The organism is Bacillus sp. FJAT-22090, from assembly GCF_007676755.1.
Classification (GTDB): Bacteria; Bacillota; Bacilli; order Bacillales_A; family Planococcaceae; genus Psychrobacillus.
This window is the reverse complement of record NZ_VEBK01000009.1, coordinates 117,885-137,514: the sequence shown is the minus strand read 5'-3', so window position 1 is coordinate 137,514 and position 19,630 is coordinate 117,885. Positions and strand designations below refer to the sequence as shown.

At 38.1% G+C, this 19,630-nt stretch carries 21 protein-coding genes; 19 read left to right on the top strand and 2 right to left on the bottom strand.

Translation table 11 applies throughout. The features are described 5' to 3' along the window. The first annotated feature begins 165 nt into the window (after positions 1 to 165). The 11 genes from FS486_RS12680 to arr all read left to right on the top strand — a co-directional run bounded on the left by FS486_RS12680 (position 166) and on the right by arr (position 9,692). Complete coding sequence (locus FS486_RS12680; RefSeq protein ID WP_144511914.1) at positions 166 to 1,512, top strand: cytochrome ubiquinol oxidase subunit I; 1,347 nt, start codon at positions 166 to 168, stop codon at positions 1,510 to 1,512. Continuing rightward, positions 1,509 to 2,534 carry a cytochrome d ubiquinol oxidase subunit II gene (locus tag FS486_RS12675; RefSeq protein WP_144511913.1) on the top strand — a complete coding sequence of 342 codons (1,026 nt, stop codon included), beginning with the start codon at positions 1,509 to 1,511 and terminating at the stop codon, positions 2,532 to 2,534. Before FS486_RS12680 ends, FS486_RS12675 begins: the two co-directional genes overlap by 4 nt. A gap of 13 nt (positions 2,535 to 2,547) precedes the next feature. Further along, complete coding sequence (cydS, locus tag FS486_RS20700) at positions 2,548 to 2,652, top strand: cytochrome bd oxidase small subunit CydS family protein (RefSeq protein WP_395940855.1); 105 nt, start codon at positions 2,548 to 2,550, stop codon at positions 2,650 to 2,652. Between the two features lie 128 nt (positions 2,653 to 2,780). Next, the gene (locus FS486_RS12670) at positions 2,781 to 3,656 is read left to right on the top strand and encodes a YitT family protein (RefSeq protein ID WP_144511912.1); all 876 of its coding nucleotides are present in this window, start codon (positions 2,781 to 2,783) and stop codon (positions 3,654 to 3,656) included. Positions 3,657 to 3,676: 20 nt separating this feature from the next. Then, positions 3,677 to 4,381, top strand: a complete 705-nt coding sequence (locus FS486_RS12665; RefSeq protein ID WP_144511946.1) for a YjjG family noncanonical pyrimidine nucleotidase — start codon at positions 3,677 to 3,679, stop codon at positions 4,379 to 4,381. A gap of 74 nt (positions 4,382 to 4,455) precedes the next feature. Then, the gene (locus FS486_RS12660) at positions 4,456 to 5,193 is read left to right on the top strand and encodes a GTP pyrophosphokinase (protein ID WP_144511911.1); all 738 of its coding nucleotides are present in this window, start codon (positions 4,456 to 4,458) and stop codon (positions 5,191 to 5,193) included. A gap of 134 nt (positions 5,194 to 5,327) precedes the next feature. Beyond that, positions 5,328 to 6,689 (top strand): 23S rRNA (uracil(1939)-C(5))-methyltransferase RlmD, encoded by a 1,362-nt coding sequence (gene rlmD, locus FS486_RS12655; RefSeq protein ID WP_144511910.1) that lies wholly within the window; start codon positions 5,328 to 5,330, stop codon positions 6,687 to 6,689. Positions 6,690 to 6,878: 189 nt separating this feature from the next. Further along, positions 6,879 to 7,730, top strand: coding sequence for a pentapeptide repeat-containing protein (locus tag FS486_RS12650; RefSeq protein WP_144511909.1), 852 nt, complete (start codon positions 6,879 to 6,881; stop codon positions 7,728 to 7,730). A gap of 62 nt (positions 7,731 to 7,792) precedes the next feature. After that, complete coding sequence (gene rhuM / locus FS486_RS12645) at positions 7,793 to 8,140, top strand: RhuM family protein (RefSeq protein WP_144511908.1); 348 nt, start codon at positions 7,793 to 7,795, stop codon at positions 8,138 to 8,140. Next, complete coding sequence (gene fic / locus FS486_RS12640) at positions 8,085 to 8,702, top strand: protein adenylyltransferase Fic (RefSeq protein ID WP_144511907.1); 618 nt, start codon at positions 8,085 to 8,087, stop codon at positions 8,700 to 8,702. Before rhuM ends, fic begins: the two co-directional genes overlap by 56 nt. Before the next feature lie 240 nt (positions 8,703 to 8,942). Then, positions 8,943 to 9,692, top strand: a complete 750-nt coding sequence (gene arr / locus FS486_RS20695; protein ID WP_144511906.1) for an NAD(+)--rifampin ADP-ribosyltransferase — start codon at positions 8,943 to 8,945, stop codon at positions 9,690 to 9,692. A gap of 297 nt (positions 9,693 to 9,989) precedes the next feature. Here arr and FS486_RS12630 read toward each other — a convergent pair whose 3' ends face one another. Further along, positions 9,990 to 12,062 (bottom strand): S9 family peptidase, encoded by a 2,073-nt coding sequence (locus FS486_RS12630; protein ID WP_144511905.1) that lies wholly within the window; start codon positions 12,060 to 12,062, stop codon positions 9,990 to 9,992. Between the two features lie 255 nt (positions 12,063 to 12,317). Here FS486_RS12630 and FS486_RS12625 point away from each other — a divergent pair, with 255 nt between their 5' ends. The 8 genes from FS486_RS12625 (at position 12,318) to FS486_RS12590 (ending at position 17,926) form a co-directional block, all read left to right on the top strand. Continuing rightward, positions 12,318 to 13,688 (top strand): MDR family MFS transporter, encoded by a 1,371-nt coding sequence (locus tag FS486_RS12625; protein WP_144511904.1) that lies wholly within the window; start codon positions 12,318 to 12,320, stop codon positions 13,686 to 13,688. A 166-nt stretch (positions 13,689 to 13,854) separates the two neighbouring features. Further along, positions 13,855 to 14,826, top strand: coding sequence for a tRNA dihydrouridine synthase (locus FS486_RS12620; protein ID WP_144511903.1), 972 nt, complete (start codon positions 13,855 to 13,857; stop codon positions 14,824 to 14,826). Between the two features lie 237 nt (positions 14,827 to 15,063). Next, positions 15,064 to 15,267 (top strand): Zn-dependent oligopeptidase, encoded by a 204-nt coding sequence (locus FS486_RS12615; protein WP_144511902.1) that lies wholly within the window; start codon positions 15,064 to 15,066, stop codon positions 15,265 to 15,267. Between the two features lie 138 nt (positions 15,268 to 15,405). Beyond that, positions 15,406 to 15,861: a spore coat protein gene (locus FS486_RS12610; RefSeq protein WP_144511901.1), complete on the top strand. Its 456-nt coding sequence runs from the start codon at positions 15,406 to 15,408 to the stop codon at positions 15,859 to 15,861. Positions 15,862 to 15,899: 38 nt separating this feature from the next. After that, positions 15,900 to 16,322, top strand: a complete 423-nt coding sequence (locus FS486_RS12605) for a spore coat protein (RefSeq protein WP_144511900.1) — start codon at positions 15,900 to 15,902, stop codon at positions 16,320 to 16,322. 141 nt (positions 16,323 to 16,463) lie between these two features. Beyond that, complete coding sequence (locus FS486_RS12600) at positions 16,464 to 17,030, top strand: DUF4256 domain-containing protein (RefSeq protein WP_144511899.1); 567 nt, start codon at positions 16,464 to 16,466, stop codon at positions 17,028 to 17,030. Continuing rightward, on the top strand, positions 17,031 to 17,324 hold the full coding sequence (locus FS486_RS12595; RefSeq protein ID WP_144511898.1) for a hypothetical protein: 294 nt from the start codon (positions 17,031 to 17,033) through the stop codon (positions 17,322 to 17,324). Between the two features lie 89 nt (positions 17,325 to 17,413). Then, entirely contained in the window at positions 17,414 to 17,926 is a 513-nt protein-coding gene (locus tag FS486_RS12590; protein ID WP_144511897.1) for a YehS family protein, read from the top strand. Positions 17,927 to 18,402: 476 nt separating this feature from the next. On the opposite strand, the gene FS486_RS12585 is transcribed toward FS486_RS12590, so the two are convergent. Continuing rightward, positions 18,403 to 19,575: an IS256 family transposase gene (locus tag FS486_RS12585; protein ID WP_144511896.1), complete on the bottom strand. Its 1,173-nt coding sequence runs from the start codon at positions 19,573 to 19,575 to the stop codon at positions 18,403 to 18,405. Positions 19,576 to 19,630 lie beyond the last annotated feature (55 nt).

The following is a 19,630-nucleotide window of genomic DNA, read 5'->3' as shown; positions in this document are numbered from 1 at the left end:
AGTCCGTGTTAGAGAATCTAATTTACGGGTAAAATAAGCTAAAGGAGTGATGTCCATGTACAAAAAGCAGGAAAAATATTTGATATGGCTAGCATTTATTGTGGCAGGAATCATGGCATTATCACTAGTAGGTAGAATGTTCGGAAGCTAAGGAGGGATAATTGAATGGGAAACGAAGAGGCTGTATTTTTTAGCCGTGTATTGACCGAGCTAACTTTATCTTTTCATATTATTTATGCAACCATTGGTGTCGGAGTTCCACTCATGATTATGATCGCTCAGTGGGTTGGGATTAAAAAGAATGATGAACATTACATATTACTGGCTAGAAGATGGGCACGAGGCTTTGTCATAACAGTCGCTGTCGGGGTAGTGACGGGAACTGCCATCGGCATGCAGCTATCACTGTTATGGCCAAACTTTATGGAACTAGCAGGAAATATAATTGCTCTTCCGCTGTTTATGGAAACATTTGCATTCTTTTTTGAAGCTATTTTCCTCGGTATTTACTTATATACATGGGATCGATTTGAGAATCAAAAAAAGCACTTACTACTACTTATTCCCGTAGCAATTGGGGCATCTGCATCTGCGGTTTTTATAACCATTGTGAATGCTTTTATGAACGCCCCACAAGGATTTGATGTAGTAGACGGTGAATTGGTGAACATTAGCCCTCTACTTGCAATGTTCAATCCGGCGATGCCTACTAAAGTTGCACATGTTGTAGTTACTGCCTATATGACTGCTGCATTTGTTTTAGCTGCTATAGCCGCTTTCCGATTATTAAAAGGATCGAATCATATATATCATAAAAAAGCGCTCTTTTTAACGATGAAAGTAGGCCTTGTATTTTCGATCGCAGCTGCAATTATTGGAGACTTCTCGGGAAAATACTTAGCGGAGTATCAACCAGAGAAATTGGCTGCTGCCGAATGGCATTTTGAAACGGAGGGAAAAGCGCCGTTAGTATTATATGGAGTTCTGAAGGACGGAGAGGTCAAATATGCCATTAAAATACCGTTTGCTTTAAGTATATTAGCGCATTTTAATCCTACCGCTGAAGTAACAGGATTAAACGAATTCCCAAAGGATGAGGTGCCCCCGCTATATATTCATTATTTGTTTGACGCGATGGTGACGATAGGTGTTTGGATGACCGTCCTTTCTGCAGCATATTGGTTTGGTAAACAACTGAAATGGAAGTTCGTCGATTCCAAACTATTCCGATGGCTAATTGTGTTAGGTGGACCATTGTCAATTCTAGCGATCGAGGCAGGCTGGTGGCTTGCAGAAGTGGGAAGGCAGCCGTGGATACTGAGAGGGTTGATGCGCGTAAAAGATGCGGCTACGACTAGTGAACATGTGGATACGATGTTGATTTTATTTTCGGGTCTTTATTTAATACTTGGAGTCGGCAGTATAGTCGTTTTGACTCGTATGTTTAGAAGAAATCCAGTAGAACAAGAGTTAGAGGATCGCCACGCTGAAAAGGGGGCTGATATCTCATGACATTAGAAATCATTGGGATTACAGTACTTTGGACTTTCTTATTTGGTTATTTGATCGTTGCATCTATCGATTTTGGAGCAGGTTTTTTCAATGCCTATAGTTTACTTACAGGACGGCAACATATTTTGACGAATGTTATACAACGATATTTATCACCGGTTTGGGAAGTGACAAATGTATTTCTTGTCTTCTTTTTTGTAGGTGTGATAGGATTTTTTCCGAAAACAGCATTTTACTATGGGACTACATTGCTTGTACCTGCGAGTATTGCTTTAGTTTTACTTGCTATTCGAGGGTCCTATTATGCATTTGAAACATATGGTTCAAGGGGACATAAAGGATATTCGTTTATGTACGGATTAGCTGGTCTGTTCATACCTGCAGCGCTATCCATTGTACTAACTATTTCAGAAGGTGGATTTATTGAAATGGTGAATGGCTCTCCTTCTCTCGATTATCATGCCTTGTTTACGAGTCCTTTGACGTGGGCTATTGTTGTACTTAGTCTTTCAGCTGTACTTTATATTTCCGCTGTATTTTTGACATGGTATGCATATAGGGCTGGTGATACTGAGGCAACGAAGCTAATGCGAAAGTATTCGCTTATTTGGGCATTGCCGACTATCATAACGGCAGCTGGGATTATAGTGGAATTACGTTCCCATAATCCAGAGCATTACAATAATATGTTGGATATTTGGTGGGCGTTTGGCATATCGTTTTTATTGTTTGTTGGAACAGTTTGGCTTTTGGTTAAAAAAAGAAGTTATGGATTGGCATTTGTTCTGATGGGAGGACAATTTCTCGTAGCGTTCTTTGCTTATGGATTCGCACATCGACCATATTTACTGTATCCACATTTAACGATTTATGATAGTTTTACGAACGAGGCTATGGCAATTGCGCTCATAATTGCATTTATTGCAGGGCTCGCGTTATTGATACCATCTCTGTATTTGTTGTTACGTCTATTTTTATTCAACAAAGATTATGTACGAGGTAAAAAAGACAATCACGCATAAGGAGAGGAGTAATATGACACATTTCTTAATTTTTTACGCACCGTTTATCGTGCTTATAGCGGCAATTATAACAGCCTTTTGGGCGGCTTCTAAGGATGGAGCAGTAAAGGAAAAATAGTACATTAAGCCTCGGGTATCCGAGGTTTTTTCGTGTTTCATAAAAATAAATTTAAAATCCGATTAAATTATTCTTCAAAGTTTGTTAGAATGGTTAAGCATTTAAACACAAAAGGGAGAAAAAGTGATATGGTGAAAACAAATAGTAAAAAAACTTCCATTATGGAATATGTTCAAATAATAATTGGAGCATCACTTATTGGACTAGCATACAATGTATTTTTATTGCCATCCAAGCTAGCAGCAGGAGGAGTTTCGGGAATTAGTACAATTCTCTACGAACTTTTTAAATATAATCCGGCGTATGTACAATGGCTTATCAATATTCCGCTATTGTTCTTAGCAATGATTATTGTAGGGAAGGATTTCAGTGTAAAAACACTTGTTGGAACAATATTTGTACCTTTAGTTATTTGGTTGACCGCTGATATTAAGCTAATGGTTGATAATCCGCTTTTAGGAGCAATTTATGGTGGTATCATGCTTGGAGTAGGTTTAGGTATCGTTTACCGGGGAAATGGATCTACTGGTGGTACTGCATTGATAGCGCAAATCCTAAAGAAATTTACAGGTATTTCAAGTGGGTTTTCTCAACTTCTCGTAGACGGATTAGTTGTGATCACCTCCGCCTTAGTTTTTAATTTTGAGTTAGCTTTATATGCGATGATTTCTATTTATGTATCAAGTAAAGTAATCGATTTTGTACAATTACAATCATCTACTACTAAATTAGTACTCATTATTACAGATAAAGAAGAAGAAATTCAAGCGATTATCAAAGAAGAGATTAACCGTGGACTAACTAAGATTAAGACATTAGGAGGTTACACAAACGAAGAAAAAACGATGATTTTATGTGTAGTAGAGCAATCAGAGGCAGTATATTTTAAGAAACTCCTTTTAGAAAAAGAGCCTACTTCATTTGTTATTTTCTTAAATGCATCTGAAATACTAGGACGAGGTTTTTCCAAAGCAAGATTTGATGAAGAGGAATTAATGAAATAAAGAGAAAAGAGATGAAGGAATTGAGATACGATGTTTTACTATTTGATTTAGATGATACATTATTCGATTTTGGCATGACGGAGAAGAATGCGCTTCATCAATTGTTTATAGAATATGGCTTACCAAATGGCTTGAAGGATTATTTTGATAAGTATAAAGCTATTAGTAAAGTATTATGGGATGATTTGGAGCAGGGGCATACAACGCTAGCAGAATTGAAGGTAGAGCGTTTCAAACGTTTATTTCTAGAGGAAGCATTAGATATAAATGCGGAGGTTTTTGGACATAAATACATAGAGAACTTAGGAAAAGAAGTTCATATGATTGAAGGCGTAGCAGAAATGGTTTCAAATCTTTCAGATTGTAGATTTGCCCTATTAACGAATGGTTTCACGATTGCACAGCATGCAAGGATAAATGGATCTACGTTAAAAGAGGTGTTTGAAGTAATTGTTACTTCGGAGGAAGCCGGCTATCAAAAGCCACAACCTGAAATCTTTGAATACACGCTAGATAAACTTCACATTTCCGACAAATTTCGTGTATTGATGATTGGAGATTCTCTTACATCTGACATACAAGGTGGAAACAACTTTGGTATTGATACTTGCTGGTTTAACCCACATATGAAGAATAACATAACAGCAATTCACCCGACTTTTGAAATTCAAACATGGGATCAGTTAGTGGAAATCGTCAAATCGAAAGCTGTGGAGACAAAGTAATATACATTATTTTTGTTAAGTGAAAATAAATTTGGTATGATTTCTTCAGGCACATATTGAAGGAGTACTAACATATGAATCCGGAACAACTAGAGCAATTTAAGCAAATGAGAAAAAACATGACACGTCTAATGTTGATGTATAAATTTGCATTAGCTGAACTTGAGACAAAGATCGAGATTCTTCAAGAAGAATTTTTAATGATTCACGAATACAATCCGATAGAACATACTAGCTCTCGATTGAAATCCCCTGAGAGCATTATTAAAAAGCTTAGTCGAAAAGGGAAAGACATTTCGGTTAATAGTATACGAGAAAATGTGAAGGATATTGCGGGACTACGTATTACTTGTTCGTTTATCTCCGATATCTATCAAATTTATGAAATGCTACAAAACCAAAGTGATCTCACTATATTAAAAGTAAAAGACTATATACAGCATCCTAAGAACAATGGATATAAAAGTTTACACTTACTTATAGAAATTCCTGTTTTTATGTCTGATAGTAAGGAACTTGTGACAGTAGAAGTGCAAATCCGTACGATAGCGATGGACTTTTGGGCAAGCTTAGAACATAAAATCTTTTATAAATATGATCAGTTCGTGCCGGAAAGATTATTAAAAGAACTAAAAGAAGCTGCTGATTCGGCATACGCACTAGATCGAAAGATGGAACGACTGCATAACGAGATTAAAATTATTAAAGACGAAAATAAGGTAGAAACAATCGATGAGCTAACTCAGTTAATAGTTAAAAACCAACAAGTAACTATTCCAGCAGCATTCTTAGGAATGATAGATAGCGAGTAAGATAAATACAAGATTTCTTAAAACAGACGTCATTATGGCGTCTGTTTTTAATGAGGGAAGAAAGACGGTCAGTCACCAAAAGACCCCTCATTTTTGGTATAATAAATCAATCAAAACTAGAACGGAGATATAAAGTGAACACACCCGTAAAAAAGAATGATCAGTTAACAGTTCATATTGAAGATTTAACCCATGACGGTGCAGGAGTTGCAAAAGTTGACGGTTATCCCTTATTCATACAAGGTGGATTACCGAATGAAACAGCCGAAGTACATGTATTAAAAACATTGAAAAACTATGGGTTTGCAAAGTTAAAGAATATCATAGCGCCTTCCCCATTCCGCGTAGATGCCCCATGTCCAGTATTTGGAGAATGCGGAGGATGTCAATTACAGCATTTATCATACGAGGGACAGCTTGCTTGGAAAGAGAATATGGTGCGAAATGTGATGAAGCGTATCGGCAAAATCGATGTACCTGTCCTTCCTACAAAAGGAATGGAGAAACCATGGGAATATCGTAATAAATCTCAAATACCGTTTGCTTTAGAAGATGGACAAGTACTTGCTGGTTTTTATCAATCCAAGTCTCATCGTATTGCGGATACGAATACTTGTTTAATCCAATCAGATGAAGCAGATCGATTAATGCGTGCAGTGAAAGAAAAAGCATTGGAGCTAGATTTAATCCCTTATAATGAAGAAACGAAAAAAGGGCAATTACGTCATCTTGTTGTTAGAACGGGACGTGCAACTGGCGAAGTGATGGTCGTTCTTGTTACCAAGCATGCGAAACTGTCCAAAAAAGAAGCGATCATTGAGTTAATCCGCACAGTTGAACCAAATGTTGCTTCTATCGTCCAAAACGTAAACACACGCAATACAAACGTTATTTTCGGAGACGAAACGAATGTACTTTGGGGTAAAGCAGTGATTGAAGATTTAATTGGTGACGTTCGATTCGAAATTTCCGCACGATCATTTTATCAAGTGAATCCTGTGCAAACGGAGGTGCTATATAAACAAGCACTCGATTATGCGCAGCTCTCTGGAAATGAAACAGTAATTGACGCGTATTGTGGAATTGGAACAATTTCGTTATTCCTGGCACAACAAGCAAAGCAAGTACTAGGTGTAGAAATAGTTCCTCAAGCAATTGAAGATGCGAAACGAAACGCAGAGCTTAATGGGTTTGATAATACTTATTTTGAAGCAGGCCCTGCAGAAGAAGTCATCCCGAAATGGTATAAGGAAGGTAAAACAGCAGATGTGCTAGTCGTAGATCCACCTAGAAAAGGCTGTGACGAAGCGTTGCTTACGACAATCATTGAGCAAAGACCTTCGCGTGTAGTTTATGTATCATGTAATCCAGCAACACTTGCCCGTGATTTGCGTATTTTAGAAGATGGTGGTTATAAAACGATGGAAGTTCAACCGGTGGATATGTTTCCACAGACAACGCACGTGGAGTGTGTGGCGTGGCTTGAATTAAAATAGAAGGTTCTAAGTGGTGCCAGGTTCTAAAACAATTTAAAATTGTTTAAGAACCCGCTATCTTCGCTTATATTCACCAAACGTGCGCTTTTCTTGAAACAAGATCAGCGCTCACTTTTTATAAACGGGACAGATTATGAAGGAACAATGTACATTAGAATCATAGTAGAAAGTTTAAAAGAGGTTTAAAAAATGGTTAATGAAACAGCTAAAAATATAAGAGAAACTTTAACAGCGGATTGTTCGAAATGCTTTGGACTCTGCTGCACAGCACTCAATATTATTGCTTCGAGTGATTTTCGTCTTAACAAACCTGCAGGTACACCCTGCATGAATTTACAATCTGATTATAGTTGCCAAGTTCATAGTCAGTTAAGAGAAAAAGGTTTTAAAGGCTGCACAGTATTTGACTGTTTAGGTGCTGGACAAGTCGTTTCTCAGGTTACTTTTAACGGGAAAAGTTGGCGAGATAATCCTGAAACTAGAGAAAAAATGTTCCAAGTGTTTCCCATAATGGAACAAATCCATGAAATGATTGCCTATACTGCAGAAGCCTTGTCCTACGATATTCCAAGTGCCCTGTCTGTTGAGTTGGACCAGAAATTAAATGGTTTACGGAATTTAACCAAATTGAATGCCGATGAATTATTATCACTGGATTTGGTGATGTACCGATTTTCATTGAATGAATTGCTTACAGTTGCGAGTGATACTATTAGAGAAAATGCAATTGCGAAGTTATCTGGTACTAAAAAGCTCAAAGATTTTGATCATGTAAGAGCTGATTGGATGGGGAAAAAATTAAAGAACAAGGACTTGAGGGCTATTGATTTTAGAGGAGCATATTTAATCGCTAGTGATATAAGAAATGCAGATTTAAGAGCAGTAAATTTTATTGGTGCTGATTTGCGGGATGCTGATTTTAGTGGAGCGGATCTTTCAACCAGTATGTTTTTGACACAAATGCAAATTAATTCGGCTAAAGGTGATGTTAAAACGAAATTGCCTTCTCATATACAAAGACCCTCGCATTGGATGAACTGATTTTTTAAAAAAGGTACCAGGTACTCATTGAAAAATTGTTTTAGAACCTGGTACCCCTCACTATGAGTGCAGAATTTTCACATACCACTCTGCACGGTGCTATTGAAGGGAAAACACAAACTAAAGAAGTGAAATTTTACAACTTGGATGCCATTATATCTGTTGGTTATCGCGTGAATTCCCAAAAAGCGACTAAGTTTCGTATTTGGGCAACGGATGTGTTAAAGAGTATATTCAAAAATATACTTAAAATAGGATTCAAGATTGATATTGAGCGTATGAAACAAGACGAGTTTGAAAGAACAGAAGAAAGCACTGCTAAAACAAATGTTTATTTGACGGGAGGATTAAGTTATGGCTTTAGAAAACAAGTTTGGGATTACCGATTCATCGGAGCTTGCTCGTGTTGAGGAAAAAATCAGCAAGAAAAAAGCGCTTGAAATGTTTGAATCGGGTTTGTTAAATACATTTGAGGTCGGAACATTTAAGGCATTATCCGAAATTCACAAGTGTCTGTTCGGAGAAATTTATGACTTTGCCGGAAAAATACGTTATGTAAATATTGCAAAGGGCAGTTTTCGTTTCGCACCCGTTATGTACCTTGAGGTTGCACTTGAAAATATCGCAAAAATGCCACAATCAACCTTTGATGAAATCATAGAAAAATATGTTGAGATGAATGTGGCTCATCCCTTCAGAGAAGGTAACGGTAGAAGCGCAAGAATATGGCTTGACACCATATTGAAAAGGGAAGTGAGACAGGTTGTCGATTGGAGCAAGGTAGATAAAGAAGATTACCTTCTTGCAATGGAAAGAAGCCCCATTAAGGACGTAGAAATCAAAGTTCTTCTTAAAGCAGCCCTTACAGATAAGATCGATGACCGTGAAGTTTATATGAAAGGCATCGACGCAAGTTATCATTATGAGGGCTATTACGTTTATAAGACAGAAAATCTCAAAGATGAGCAATAAATTGGGCGGTTTTCACAAAAATACCAGGTTTTTGAACGATTCAAAATTATATTAGAACTTGGTACCTTTCACTATTTGCGGGATGCTGATTTTAGTGGAGCCGATCTTTCTTCAGTAAGGCCAATTCGCTGTGGAAATTCTTTGAGAGAGAAAATCTAATAGGCAACGGAAAAGATTTTAAAAAAGTTGAATTTTGGGTTTACTCATAATAACAATAAATTAATTTGGAGGTAAGATTAGATGAATATAAAATTTGATCCAAATAACGTCGTTATTAAACTGTGTATGAGCGGGATGGCATTGGAGGAAAGTGGAAATATCGAAGGCGCTATCACTATGTTTCAAAAAGCATGGTACGAAGCAACAGACGACTATGAAAGATTTATTGCAGCTTATCATTTAGCCCGTAAACAAAAAAGTATTACAGAAAAATTAAAATGGATGGAATCATCTCTACAGTGTGCATTACAAATAAATGATGATAATGTAAAGAGTGCTTACTCAACGTTATATTTAAACATTGCCAAATGTTATGAGGAGTTGTGTGATTCTGAGAATGCAAAAAGAAATTATGAATTGTCAAATTCTTATAAGGGTATGCCTTCTGATGAAGGACCATTTTATCATGGGACAAAGGCAGATTTGCAGGTTGGTGATTTACTGACAGCGGGTGGAATTTCAAATTACAAGCCTGGGCTTAAAATGAACCACATTTATTTCACTGCTAATGTCAATGGCGCAGGACTTGCAGCAGCATTAGCAAAAGGAGAAGAAAGAGAACGCGTTTATATAATAGAACCAACAGGTGAATTTGAAAACGATCCAAATGTTACTGACAAAAAATTCCCTGGTAACTTAACACGTTCCTATCGCTCAAGAGAACCTTTAAGAATTATTGGTGAAGAAACAGAATGGACGAAACTAACAACTACCGAGCGACGAGAATGGCGCGAAAATTCAGCTAAAAACCAAGGCGAAATTATTAACTAAACATATTTAATCGGGTCTAAGGGGTGCTAGGTTCCAAAACAGTTCAGAATTGTTTTAGAACCTGGCACCTTTCTCTAGTTGATTGGAGTGGAATACGGCGACTCCGACGGGATCAGTGAGACAGATGAAACATCACAACGTACCCGTAGGGGCGGTGATGGTTCATCGCTCACCCCGCGGAACGCGTCCGTCTGGAACGGAAATCAACGGGTTCCACATAAAAAGGGAGTAAGTGAACAATAAAGAGTTCACTTACTCCCTTTAAAATTATTTTGATGACTTTTTTAGTGCTCCCGATTAACGGGGGTTTAGTACTTTTTCCTTCGTATTCACACCAAGCTTATCCAAAATGAATGCATAGAGTTCAGCGGCTTCCTTCAAATGATTAAACCGACCTGATTTGCCAAAATGACCTGCCCCCATGTTTGTTTTCATAACAATGGTATTGTTATCGGTTTTTAATACTCTCAAGCGTGCAACCCACTTGGCAGGTTCCCAATAACCGACCCTTGGATCGTTTATGCCAGTTGTGATATACATATGCGGATAATCTTTCGCCTCAACGTTATCGTATGGACTATAGGACTTCATATAGAAGTAATCCTCACGATTTTGTGGATTACCCCACTCGTCCCACTCCAATGTTGTAAGTGGAATCGTGGTGTCCAGCATTGTCGTTACGACATCGACGAAAGGTACCGCTGGAACAACAACTTTAAACAGCTCGCCTGCCATGTTTGCTACGGCACCAACGAGCAGACCTCCTGCACTTCCTCCACGGGCTGCCATTTGGCTTGGAGTTGTGTAGCCTTCCTCAATAAGGTATTGCGCGGCAGCTATAAAATCGGTAAACGTATTGCGCTTTTGCTGCATTTTCCCGTCCTCATACCAATTTCGTCCCATTTCAGAACCACCACGTACTTGTACTGTGACAAATACAATTCCTTTATCCAACAAAGGAAGACGATAGGGATCGAAATGAGGGTCACTGTTTGCACCATAAGATCCATATCCATACAAAATTAACGGTGAAGGACCATCGCTGAGTGCATCTTTCTGATAGACAATGGTCATCGGTACTTTGACTCCATCTCCGGCCACCGCCCACAATTGCTTTTGACAATAGTTGGATCGATCATACTGTCCGCTGACTGGTGCTACTTGTAATGGATGCTTCTCTTCAGTCGACAGATTCAGCCCATATGTTGTTTTTGGTGTAAGAAGAGACCCATATTGGATTAATACCTCAGTTGTTTCATAGCTTTGGTCGGATAAGATTGACACGGTGTAGAGAGGTTCATCCCATTCAATTCGAACTAACTCACTTCCCTCCAGCGTCCATATTTGTGTCAATCCATTCTCCCGTCCGGAGATGAGTAGCTTATCTCGGAACGGATACATATCTTGGAGATATCGCTCCTCGCTATATTCAACGACATTCTTCCGTGTTTGAAGGTCGTTGAGAGGACAACGGAGCAGTTGGAAATTCAACGCATTTTCATTCGTCAATATGAGCAGATCATCTTCCCAATGCTCGACATCATATAAGATACCATCCCGACGTGCGTCTATTACTTGTAATGGAGATAGCGCAGAATCTGCATCCAACATGCGGATCTCGCTCGTCGTTTTCGACATGGAATGAACAAAAATGAACTTGCCGCTCTGAGATTTAGTAACGTATAGTGTAAATGTTTCATCTTTTTCTTCGAAGACGAGCTCATCGCTTTCAATGGCACTTCCTAAACGATGCCTCCATAATTGGCAAGGACGTTGATTTTCATCAACTGTAATATAAAAAATATAGTCACCACAACGGCTCCATTCCATACTTCCATATAAAAATACATTTGGAATCCGGTCGGGCAGAAGTTCCCCTGTTTTCATATCTTTAATGTGGATGATATACCGGTCAGTGCCATCCCGATTCTCTAAATAAGCAAGTCGGTTATGGTCTGTGCTCATACGTTGTACAGTTACGCTTAAATAGGCATCTTCCTCTGCCAATACATTCAGATCAAGCACTACTTCTTCAGCTGCGTCAGATAGAAATTCGCGGCTTGTCGCTTTCTTACGAGCATAAATCGGATATTGCTTGCTTTTATCCAAACGGGAATAGTAGAAGAATTGGCCATGTTGTACAGGCACTCCCATTTCCGAATCTGGAACACGGTCAAGCATGCTTTGATAAATCTCCTCGGTTTGATTCTCAAGCGGGCGCATGATTTCATCGTAATATCGATTTTCTTCCTCAAGATAATGGATGACCTCCGGATTTTCGCGCTCTTTCAGCCAATAATAATCGTCTTCACGCACATCGCCATGCAAATCATGGGGATGTGGAATTCGTTTTGCAATAGGTGCTTTCATATAGCTCCTCCTCTCGTTCTAGTTATTAGTTTCGAGACATGACCAAGGAATCCCTTTTTTTATTTTCACCATACGCAAAGAGCTAAAGGGGATTGATATAGTTGGCTTTCCATTTACATTGTATACAATTGTCGTGTATCATCTGAATAGCTACTTGCAATAATCAGAGACAATCGTTTATGACCCGAAGGACTGGTCGTTGGTAAGACTTAGACAATCAGGGAGCTATTAAGTTATGAAAGAAGGTAAAAGAATTTGAACAAAGATACAAAAAAGAAATCGGTTGTAATTGCTTTATTGATTGCAACCTTTTTAACAGCCATTGAAGGGACAATCGTCAGTACTGCAATGCCGAAGATTGTTGAGGATTTAGGTGGAAGCCATTTATATACATGGGTCATTTCCGTCTATCTATTGGCATTGGTTATCGCTACACCAGTGTTTGGAAAGCTTGCCGATCTTTATGGTAGAAAGATAATGTTTACAATAGGAACAATTATTTTCTTAATCGGCTCAGTGCTGTCTGGACTTTCTTTAACAATGGAGCAGCTTATCGTATATCGTGTTATTCAAGGTATTGGTGCTGGAGCGTTGGCAACCATTCCTTTTACAATAATTGGTGATGTATTTGAATTTAAAATGCGAGCAAAAATGCAAGGCTGGATCAGTAGTGTGTGGGGAATTGCGGGGATTGTCGGTCCACTTGCAGGAGGAGTAATTGTTGATAAGATCACTTGGCATTGGATCTTCTTTTTAAATCTTCCATTTGGGATAATATCTTTAGTTCTCTTATGGACTGCATTACACGAAAATATCGAAAAGAAAAAGCAAATCATCGATTACGCAGGTATTTTTACATTTGCGGTTACAATGACGGCATTTTTATATGCCTTGACCTTATTGAAAGAGCATAAGCAAGTTACGAACAGCATTGTGATGTTATTTATTGTAGCCGTAGTTGGGCTTTGTTTATTTTTCTTAATTGAGGCAAAGGGAAAAGAGCCGATGTTGCCACTAGCTTTATTTAAAAATGGCTTTATTACGATTTCAAATATCGCTGGATTTTTATTGGGATTCATCCTCGTTGCGATAACTTTTTATATACCGCTATGGGTCCAAGGGGTTACTGGTTTGAATGCAACATTCTCAGGAGTTGCTATGTTGCCGATGTCTGTCACATGGCCGGTCGGTGCGATACTGTCAGGAAGATTGATGAGTAAGAGATCAATTGGTAGCATCACATTAGTTGGTGTCGGCATTATTATTCTTGCATGTAGTGGCTTTGTCTTTTTTAACACAGATACACCAGTTCCGTGGATGATGGTAGTTACTGGAGTCATTGGTTTCGGTTTTGGCTTAACTTTTACTGCCTATACAGTCGCCGTCCAATCAGCCGTGGACTGGAATATGCGTGGTGCAGCGATGGGATCTAATAACCTGATGAGAAATCTAGGACAGGTTATTGGGATTGCAGTATCTGGACTATTATTAAGTGATGAATTACATGGAAAGGCTTTAGAAACGAGTCTGCATTCAGTTTTTATCCTTCTAGTTGTCCTAGCAGTATGTTCTTTTGTAGTAACAGGATTCCTGCTAAGAGAAAAAGAGTCTTCCTTAGTAGAATAGAAAATAGCTCTTTCATTTACCGAGTTATACCCAAAAGTACTTATGGTTGATAAAAAATTATCAAGCATGATATAAGTGAAATAAGTAGGGAATTTTTGTTTTTTTAGATTTGGTGAGCGTTTGACAACGTATCCCGTAAACAGCAATGAAAGGATTTGAGTTTGAAGTGATAGAGAATTTTTGGCGTGATTTACCACGACCGTTTTTTGTGCTTGCACCAATGGAAGATGTGACGGATGTTGTTTTTCGCCATGTAGTTAGTAAAGCAGGAAGACCTGATGTATTTTTTACAGAGTTCACAAACTCCGATAGCTTTTGTCACCCTGAGGGTATGAAAAGTGTCCGTGGTCGTTTGATATTTACTGAAGATGAACAGCCGATGGTGGCACATATTTGGGGGGATAATCCTGAATATTTCCGTCGAATGAGTATTGGTATGGCAGAGCTGGGGTTTAAAGGAATCGATATTAATATGGGATGTCCTGTACCTAATGTAGCAACGAGAGGGAAAGGAAGTGGCCTCATTCTACGGCCAGATATTGCTGCAGAACTTATTCAAGCAGCAAAAGAAGGTGGACTGCCTGTAAGTGTGAAGACAAGACTTGGTTACACGGATATAGAGGAGTGGCAGGAATGGCTAACACATATATTGAAACAAGACATTGCCAATCTGTCTATTCATCTTCGTACAAGAAAGGAAATGAGCCAAGTAGATGCACATTGGGAACTGATTCCGGAAATCAAAAAATTACGCGACCGAATTGCACCAAATACGTTAATAACAATCAATGGAGACATTCCTGACCGTCAAACTGGCCAGCAGCTTGCTGAAAAATATGGTATAGATGGTGTTATGATTGGGCGTGGAATTTTTAAAAATCCTTTTGCTTTTGAAAAAGAGCCAAAAGAGCATAGTAGTAAAGAATACCTTGACCTGTTAAGACTACAGCTTGACCTTCAAGATCAATATGCGGAAGAACTGCCACGTTCCATCACAGGGCTTCATCGCTTTTTCAAAATTTATGTGAAAGGATTCCGTGGTGCTGGTGAATTAAGAAATCAATTGATGCACACTAAATCAACAAATGAAGTACGTGCATTGCTTGATAACTTTGCAAAAGAAAATGACCTCCATTAATATATGGGTACTTCTCAATAGTTTATGAGCAGTTTCCCCACTATCCGAATGAAAGATGGATAGCGGGGAAACTGTTTTTTTTTATGTAAAAATAGGGTCATTTAGATTATCTTAAATTTCTTTTTTGACATATAATCTTTGTCAATTTGCCAGGGAGCGGGATTCACGCAGTTTCCTCTTTATTTATGGTTGCATATGCTGATATGATATTGAATTTTAGGAAAAGGAGGGATATATATGAGTAATTTACCCGAAAAACCTGATGCAATTTCTAACAAGGTTGTCGATTTATTGGTGAGTAATGTCTTCCGAAAAAATGGTGTGGACGTAGAGACTATAAAAACAAATTTATTAGATGAACAAAAGCAGGAGATTAAAGAAATGCTGGAAGAACTGACTAAGAAAGTGGATGCATTTACTAAGCAGAAACCTTCTCAATAAATGATTCAAATGAAATATTCTTATCCTAAGGCGCCTATCTAGGCGTCTTTATATTTTTTATAAAAGTATAAATTGCCGTTCCTAATAGATTAGGAAATGCGTATCTTGCAATATACCACTATAAAAGGGGGTGTAAATATGTCAAATTATGCGAGAGGTAAGAGATGCCGGGGGAGTAAATATTATTCAGATAGCAATGGATTTGCAGAGAATATGCATAATGCAGATATTTCCCAAGTTGCAGCTCAAGTTTCAGTTATTGATCAAGAATCTGATGAAGTAATCTGGATTAAAGACTCATGTAATATAGAAGTCCAGACGACAGATACGCAAGCTGCGATTTCTCTTCAAGTTGGTCTACAGTTAGCAATAGCTTTAGTAATTAGCATTATTTTAGGTGATAATGACCAAAGCCAAGCGATAACACAAAATCTCTTCCAAGAGTTGGATACAGAACAACGGAATAGACAAAGAATCTATATCGACAATTCAAAAGACGTTAATATTACAACAACTGATACGGACATCGCAGTTAATCTTCAAGTAATGCTTGAAGTATTACTTGCTTTAGTCGTCAGAATTGATGTTCTATAAAACGGTTCTTTACCATGGAGAGAAAAGAGGTGAAAGATATGACGAATAGAGACAAATGGCGAGCATTAGATCATTGTGAGTCAAAGAATACACCAGAACCGCAAGAGGGCAAGCAGATTGCGAAAATTGAGCAGAAATCGTTCGAAGTAATTATCGTTCGAGACTCTGAAGGTGTAGATGTGACTACGACAGATACACAAGTTGCAGTTTCTTTGCAATTAGGAATTCAAGCAGCGATAGTGGCAGTTATCATCGCAACTATCGGAGATACTGATCAAGGTAGAGCTGTTGTTCAAGATATCTTGCAATTTACTAAAAGTAAACAACGAAACGTTCAAAAAACCATCATTGAAGGTTCTAGAAATGTAAAAGTAGTAACTACTGACACGGATGTAGCTGCTAACATTCAAGCTTTACTTCAAATTCTTGCTGCTATAATTGCGAAACTAGAGATTTTATAAATAACTGCAAGGATTAATATTTTATAAGAAAATTAGACCACCAACCAGTCGTTCTGGAAGGTGGTTTTTGCTATTATAGAGGTATACGTGTAAAAAGATAATGAAAGTAGTTCAAAATATATGATACGAAGAGGTGTTAGTATGAAAAATGAAACTAAAAAGTTGTCATCGGAGCAAGGTGAAAGAATAATCGCGATATTAAAAGACCGCTTTGAAAAAAATATGGATCGTCATGAAGGACTTGAATGGGATAAAGTACAAGAGAAGCTAGAAAAGAATAATGAAAAAATGTGGTCGCTTCATGAAATGGAAACAACAGGCGGGGAACCGGATGTGGTTACTTATGATCTAGAAACGGGTGAATTTATTTTTTATGATTGTTCAACAGAAAGTCCCAAAGGTCGCAGAAGTATCTGCTACGACCGTGAAGCACTGGAATCAAGAAAACAGCATAAACCAGAAAATACCGCTATTGATATGGCCGCTGACATGGGTATTGAAATTTTAACAGAGGAACAGTACCGAGATCTGCAAAAACTTGGAAACTTCGATAAGAAAACATCTAGTTGGGTGAAAACACCGTCTTCTATTAGACAACTTGGTGGCGCAATCTTTTGTGATTATCGATACGATACTGTCTTTGTGTATCATAATGGAGCAGACTCATACTACGCAGCTAGAGGCTTCCGCGGCTCGTTAAGAGTCTAAATGCCAAAAATAATAATTAGGTCTTTTATTTATTCTTTTGCTATCCATATTGTTTTGTTGGGATGTGGCTATGGTTATTTCAAAATAGTGGAATACAAAGAGGTAAGAGAATTCGAAAAAGAAGGAATGGTAGTATTAAGTTATGGCCATTCTTTTGGCTATGTAGGAATTTTTGATAATAATCTAATATTAGCTTCATTGTTTTGGGTTTCACTATCAATAGTTGTAATTACTATTGTATTTTCAGGCTTACTCTACTCGTTGAACATAATAAAAGGAAAGAAAAAAATTTAGCATAAACAAGTGGAAAATCCTTTACACATTGTAAAAAAATTTGTCGATAGACTTAAATGGTTTATAAGAATACTATAGGAGGTTTTTAAGTGGAGAATAATGATATATTGATCAGGTTAAGATACGCCCTAGATATAAAAAATAAAGATATGGTAGAGATTTTTAAACTAGGTGGGGTGGAAGTTACAAAAGAAGAAGTACTCAAAATCCTTACGAAATCAAGAGAAGAGAATGATGAGGAAGACACGGTAGAAGATGAAAATCATATAAAGTGTAATAATAAAATGCTGGAATCATTTTTAAATGGCTTAGTTACATATAAAAGAGGAAAGCAAGAACCCAAACCAGGGCAATCAGAAAATCCAAAGCCGGCAGAACAGCATAAAGATCATGTAAATAATATGTTGCTGAAGAAACTTAAAGTAGCCCTACAATTAACAACAGAAGCTATGCTGGATATCCTCGATGATGGTGGGATAGCTGTATCAAAAGGGGAATTAGGTGCAATTTTAAGAAAACCAGGACATCGGAATTATAAAGAATGCGGAGATAACTTTGCGCGGAAATTCTTAAAAGGGTTGGCAGTAAAATATAGAAGTTAGAATTAAAAAAGAGCGGATTCCGATGTTATTTGGAATCCGCTCTTTTTTAAGACAATTTCATTATTTAGGAACACGAGTGTGGATTATCCCGTCTTAAGCGATTGAGTGAAAAATAAGAAGACTACCTATTTTACGTTATTCGTTTAATAGGGAGAGTGCGTTTTAAATTAGTTGCCTCTGCTCCGAGCAAAGGGTGCTGTTATGCGAGCATAAAAAGTAGCTATCCAGGCATAACGAGGTAGTGTCAAGAATTATGTGTAAAAAAGTACACCTTAGTTTTTTTACAGAAAATATATCATGCGAATTAAAGAGAACTTGTTCTCTGTCCACTTTATATGGAGAGGTGGGCGTGTTAAAATAACCCCTGTTAAGCCAGCTTTTTTAGCTGGCTATTGGCTTATAACGCACGCCCACAGAGGCTCCATGTCAAGTGGTAGTTCTAGTAAAAATGAGACGGGTGCGGGTGATCAGTTACATCATTCCCCGAATTTTGACCTCATAATGTTGGTTATTTCCTTACTCGCTAAGTTAAAACCACTCAAAGTCTTGGTCTCAAATTTTTGGTTATAGACGGTAGTAACCAGATAAACTATCTTCTCGGCAGCCTCCACAGTACTAAAATTCCCCGATACTTTGGTTCTTGCTTTGATTTCTCTATTGAAACGTTCAATAAGGTTCGTTGTGTACAGATACTTTCGAATCTCCTTTGGATATTTTAAAAAGGTCATCAAAACAGGAAGTTCTCTTTCCCAAGAGACGATTTCCCGCTTATATAAACTTCCCCAGTTTGATTTAAGTTGATTTAGAGCTTCTACAGCTCCTTCATAACGCTCCGCCGTGTAGACTTTTTTTAGGTCCTGTAGGAAGTCGGGGCGATCCTTCGGACGAATACGGTGTGTTGTATAACGCACTTTATGGATGACACAAAGTTGTATATCTGCTTCTGGGAAGACGGAGTTGAAAGCCGTATCTAGACCAGATAAACCATCAAAGATACCAAGTGCCACTTGTTCGACTCCACGGGCCTTCATATCAAACAGCACTTCTTTCCATCCATGTGCACTCTCATTTCCTCCCACAAAGAATCCGAGCACTTCACGATAACCATCCTCCGTCACGCCTATCGCTATATAGACAGCTTCATTCTCATAGGTATCCCGACGAATATTAAGGAAAGTCGCATCTAGATAGATGGCCAAATACCGTTTTCGTAGAGGACGCACTTTCCACTTCTCGATATCTTCTACGAGTTTACCGGTGATATTGGAAACAGTTCCTGGAGAGTATGCTTCTCCTAAAAGACCCTGAATAATAGAACCAACTTTACGTGGCGACACTCCGTGTTGATATAGCTGGATAATCAAATCGTCCACTGCCACCATGCGTCGTTGATAGGGATCAAACAAGGCTGTCTGGTACTGACCCATTCGGTCTCTAGGTACAGAAAGATCTTCTACTTTTCCGTACATAGTATCCAAGGTGCGCTTATAGTAGCCATTCTTCGAGTTGTTTTCGCCGATAGGCTCTAGTTCAAGTGCAACCTCCATTTCATTTTTCAGAAGAAGCTCCAGCTTCTCCTTCAAAAAAAGTTGAACCATTTCTTGTATTTGTTTAGAAATATCTCCTGAAAATATGTTAGAATGTGACATAGGCAAAGTTCTCCTTTTAAAGTTGTTTTGGTCGATAACTTGAGGGTACTTTGCC

Coding starts and splice junctions, on each gene's coding strand:
- FS486_RS12595 (WP_144511898.1), top strand. CDS start 17,031: ATGCCAAAAATAATAATTAGGTCTTTTATTTATTCTTTTGCTATCCAT.
- FS486_RS12650 (WP_144511909.1), top strand. CDS start 6,879: ATGGTTAATGAAACAGCTAAAAATATAAGAGAAACTTTAACAGCGGAT.
- FS486_RS12660 (WP_144511911.1), top strand. CDS start 4,456: ATGAATCCGGAACAACTAGAGCAATTTAAGCAAATGAGAAAAAACATG.
- rhuM (WP_144511908.1), top strand. CDS start 7,793: ATGAGTGCAGAATTTTCACATACCACTCTGCACGGTGCTATTGAAGGG.
- FS486_RS12670 (WP_144511912.1), top strand. CDS start 2,781: ATGGTGAAAACAAATAGTAAAAAAACTTCCATTATGGAATATGTTCAA.
- FS486_RS12605 (WP_144511900.1), top strand. CDS start 15,900: ATGACGAATAGAGACAAATGGCGAGCATTAGATCATTGTGAGTCAAAG.
- cydS (WP_395940855.1), top strand. CDS start 2,548: ATGACACATTTCTTAATTTTTTACGCACCGTTTATCGTGCTTATAGCG.
- FS486_RS12630 (WP_144511905.1), bottom strand. CDS start 12,062: ATGAAAGCACCTATTGCAAAACGAATTCCACATCCCCATGATTTGCAT.
- FS486_RS12680 (WP_144511914.1), top strand. CDS start 166: ATGGGAAACGAAGAGGCTGTATTTTTTAGCCGTGTATTGACCGAGCTA.
- fic (WP_144511907.1), top strand. CDS start 8,085: ATGGCTTTAGAAAACAAGTTTGGGATTACCGATTCATCGGAGCTTGCT.
- FS486_RS12615 (WP_144511902.1), top strand. CDS start 15,064: ATGAGTAATTTACCCGAAAAACCTGATGCAATTTCTAACAAGGTTGTC.
- FS486_RS12675 (WP_144511913.1), top strand. CDS start 1,509: ATGACATTAGAAATCATTGGGATTACAGTACTTTGGACTTTCTTATTT.
- FS486_RS12610 (WP_144511901.1), top strand. CDS start 15,406: ATGTCAAATTATGCGAGAGGTAAGAGATGCCGGGGGAGTAAATATTAT.
- FS486_RS12600 (WP_144511899.1), top strand. CDS start 16,464: ATGAAAAATGAAACTAAAAAGTTGTCATCGGAGCAAGGTGAAAGAATA.
- FS486_RS12585 (WP_144511896.1), bottom strand. CDS start 19,575: ATGTCACATTCTAACATATTTTCAGGAGATATTTCTAAACAAATACAA.
- arr (WP_144511906.1), top strand. CDS start 8,943: ATGAATATAAAATTTGATCCAAATAACGTCGTTATTAAACTGTGTATG.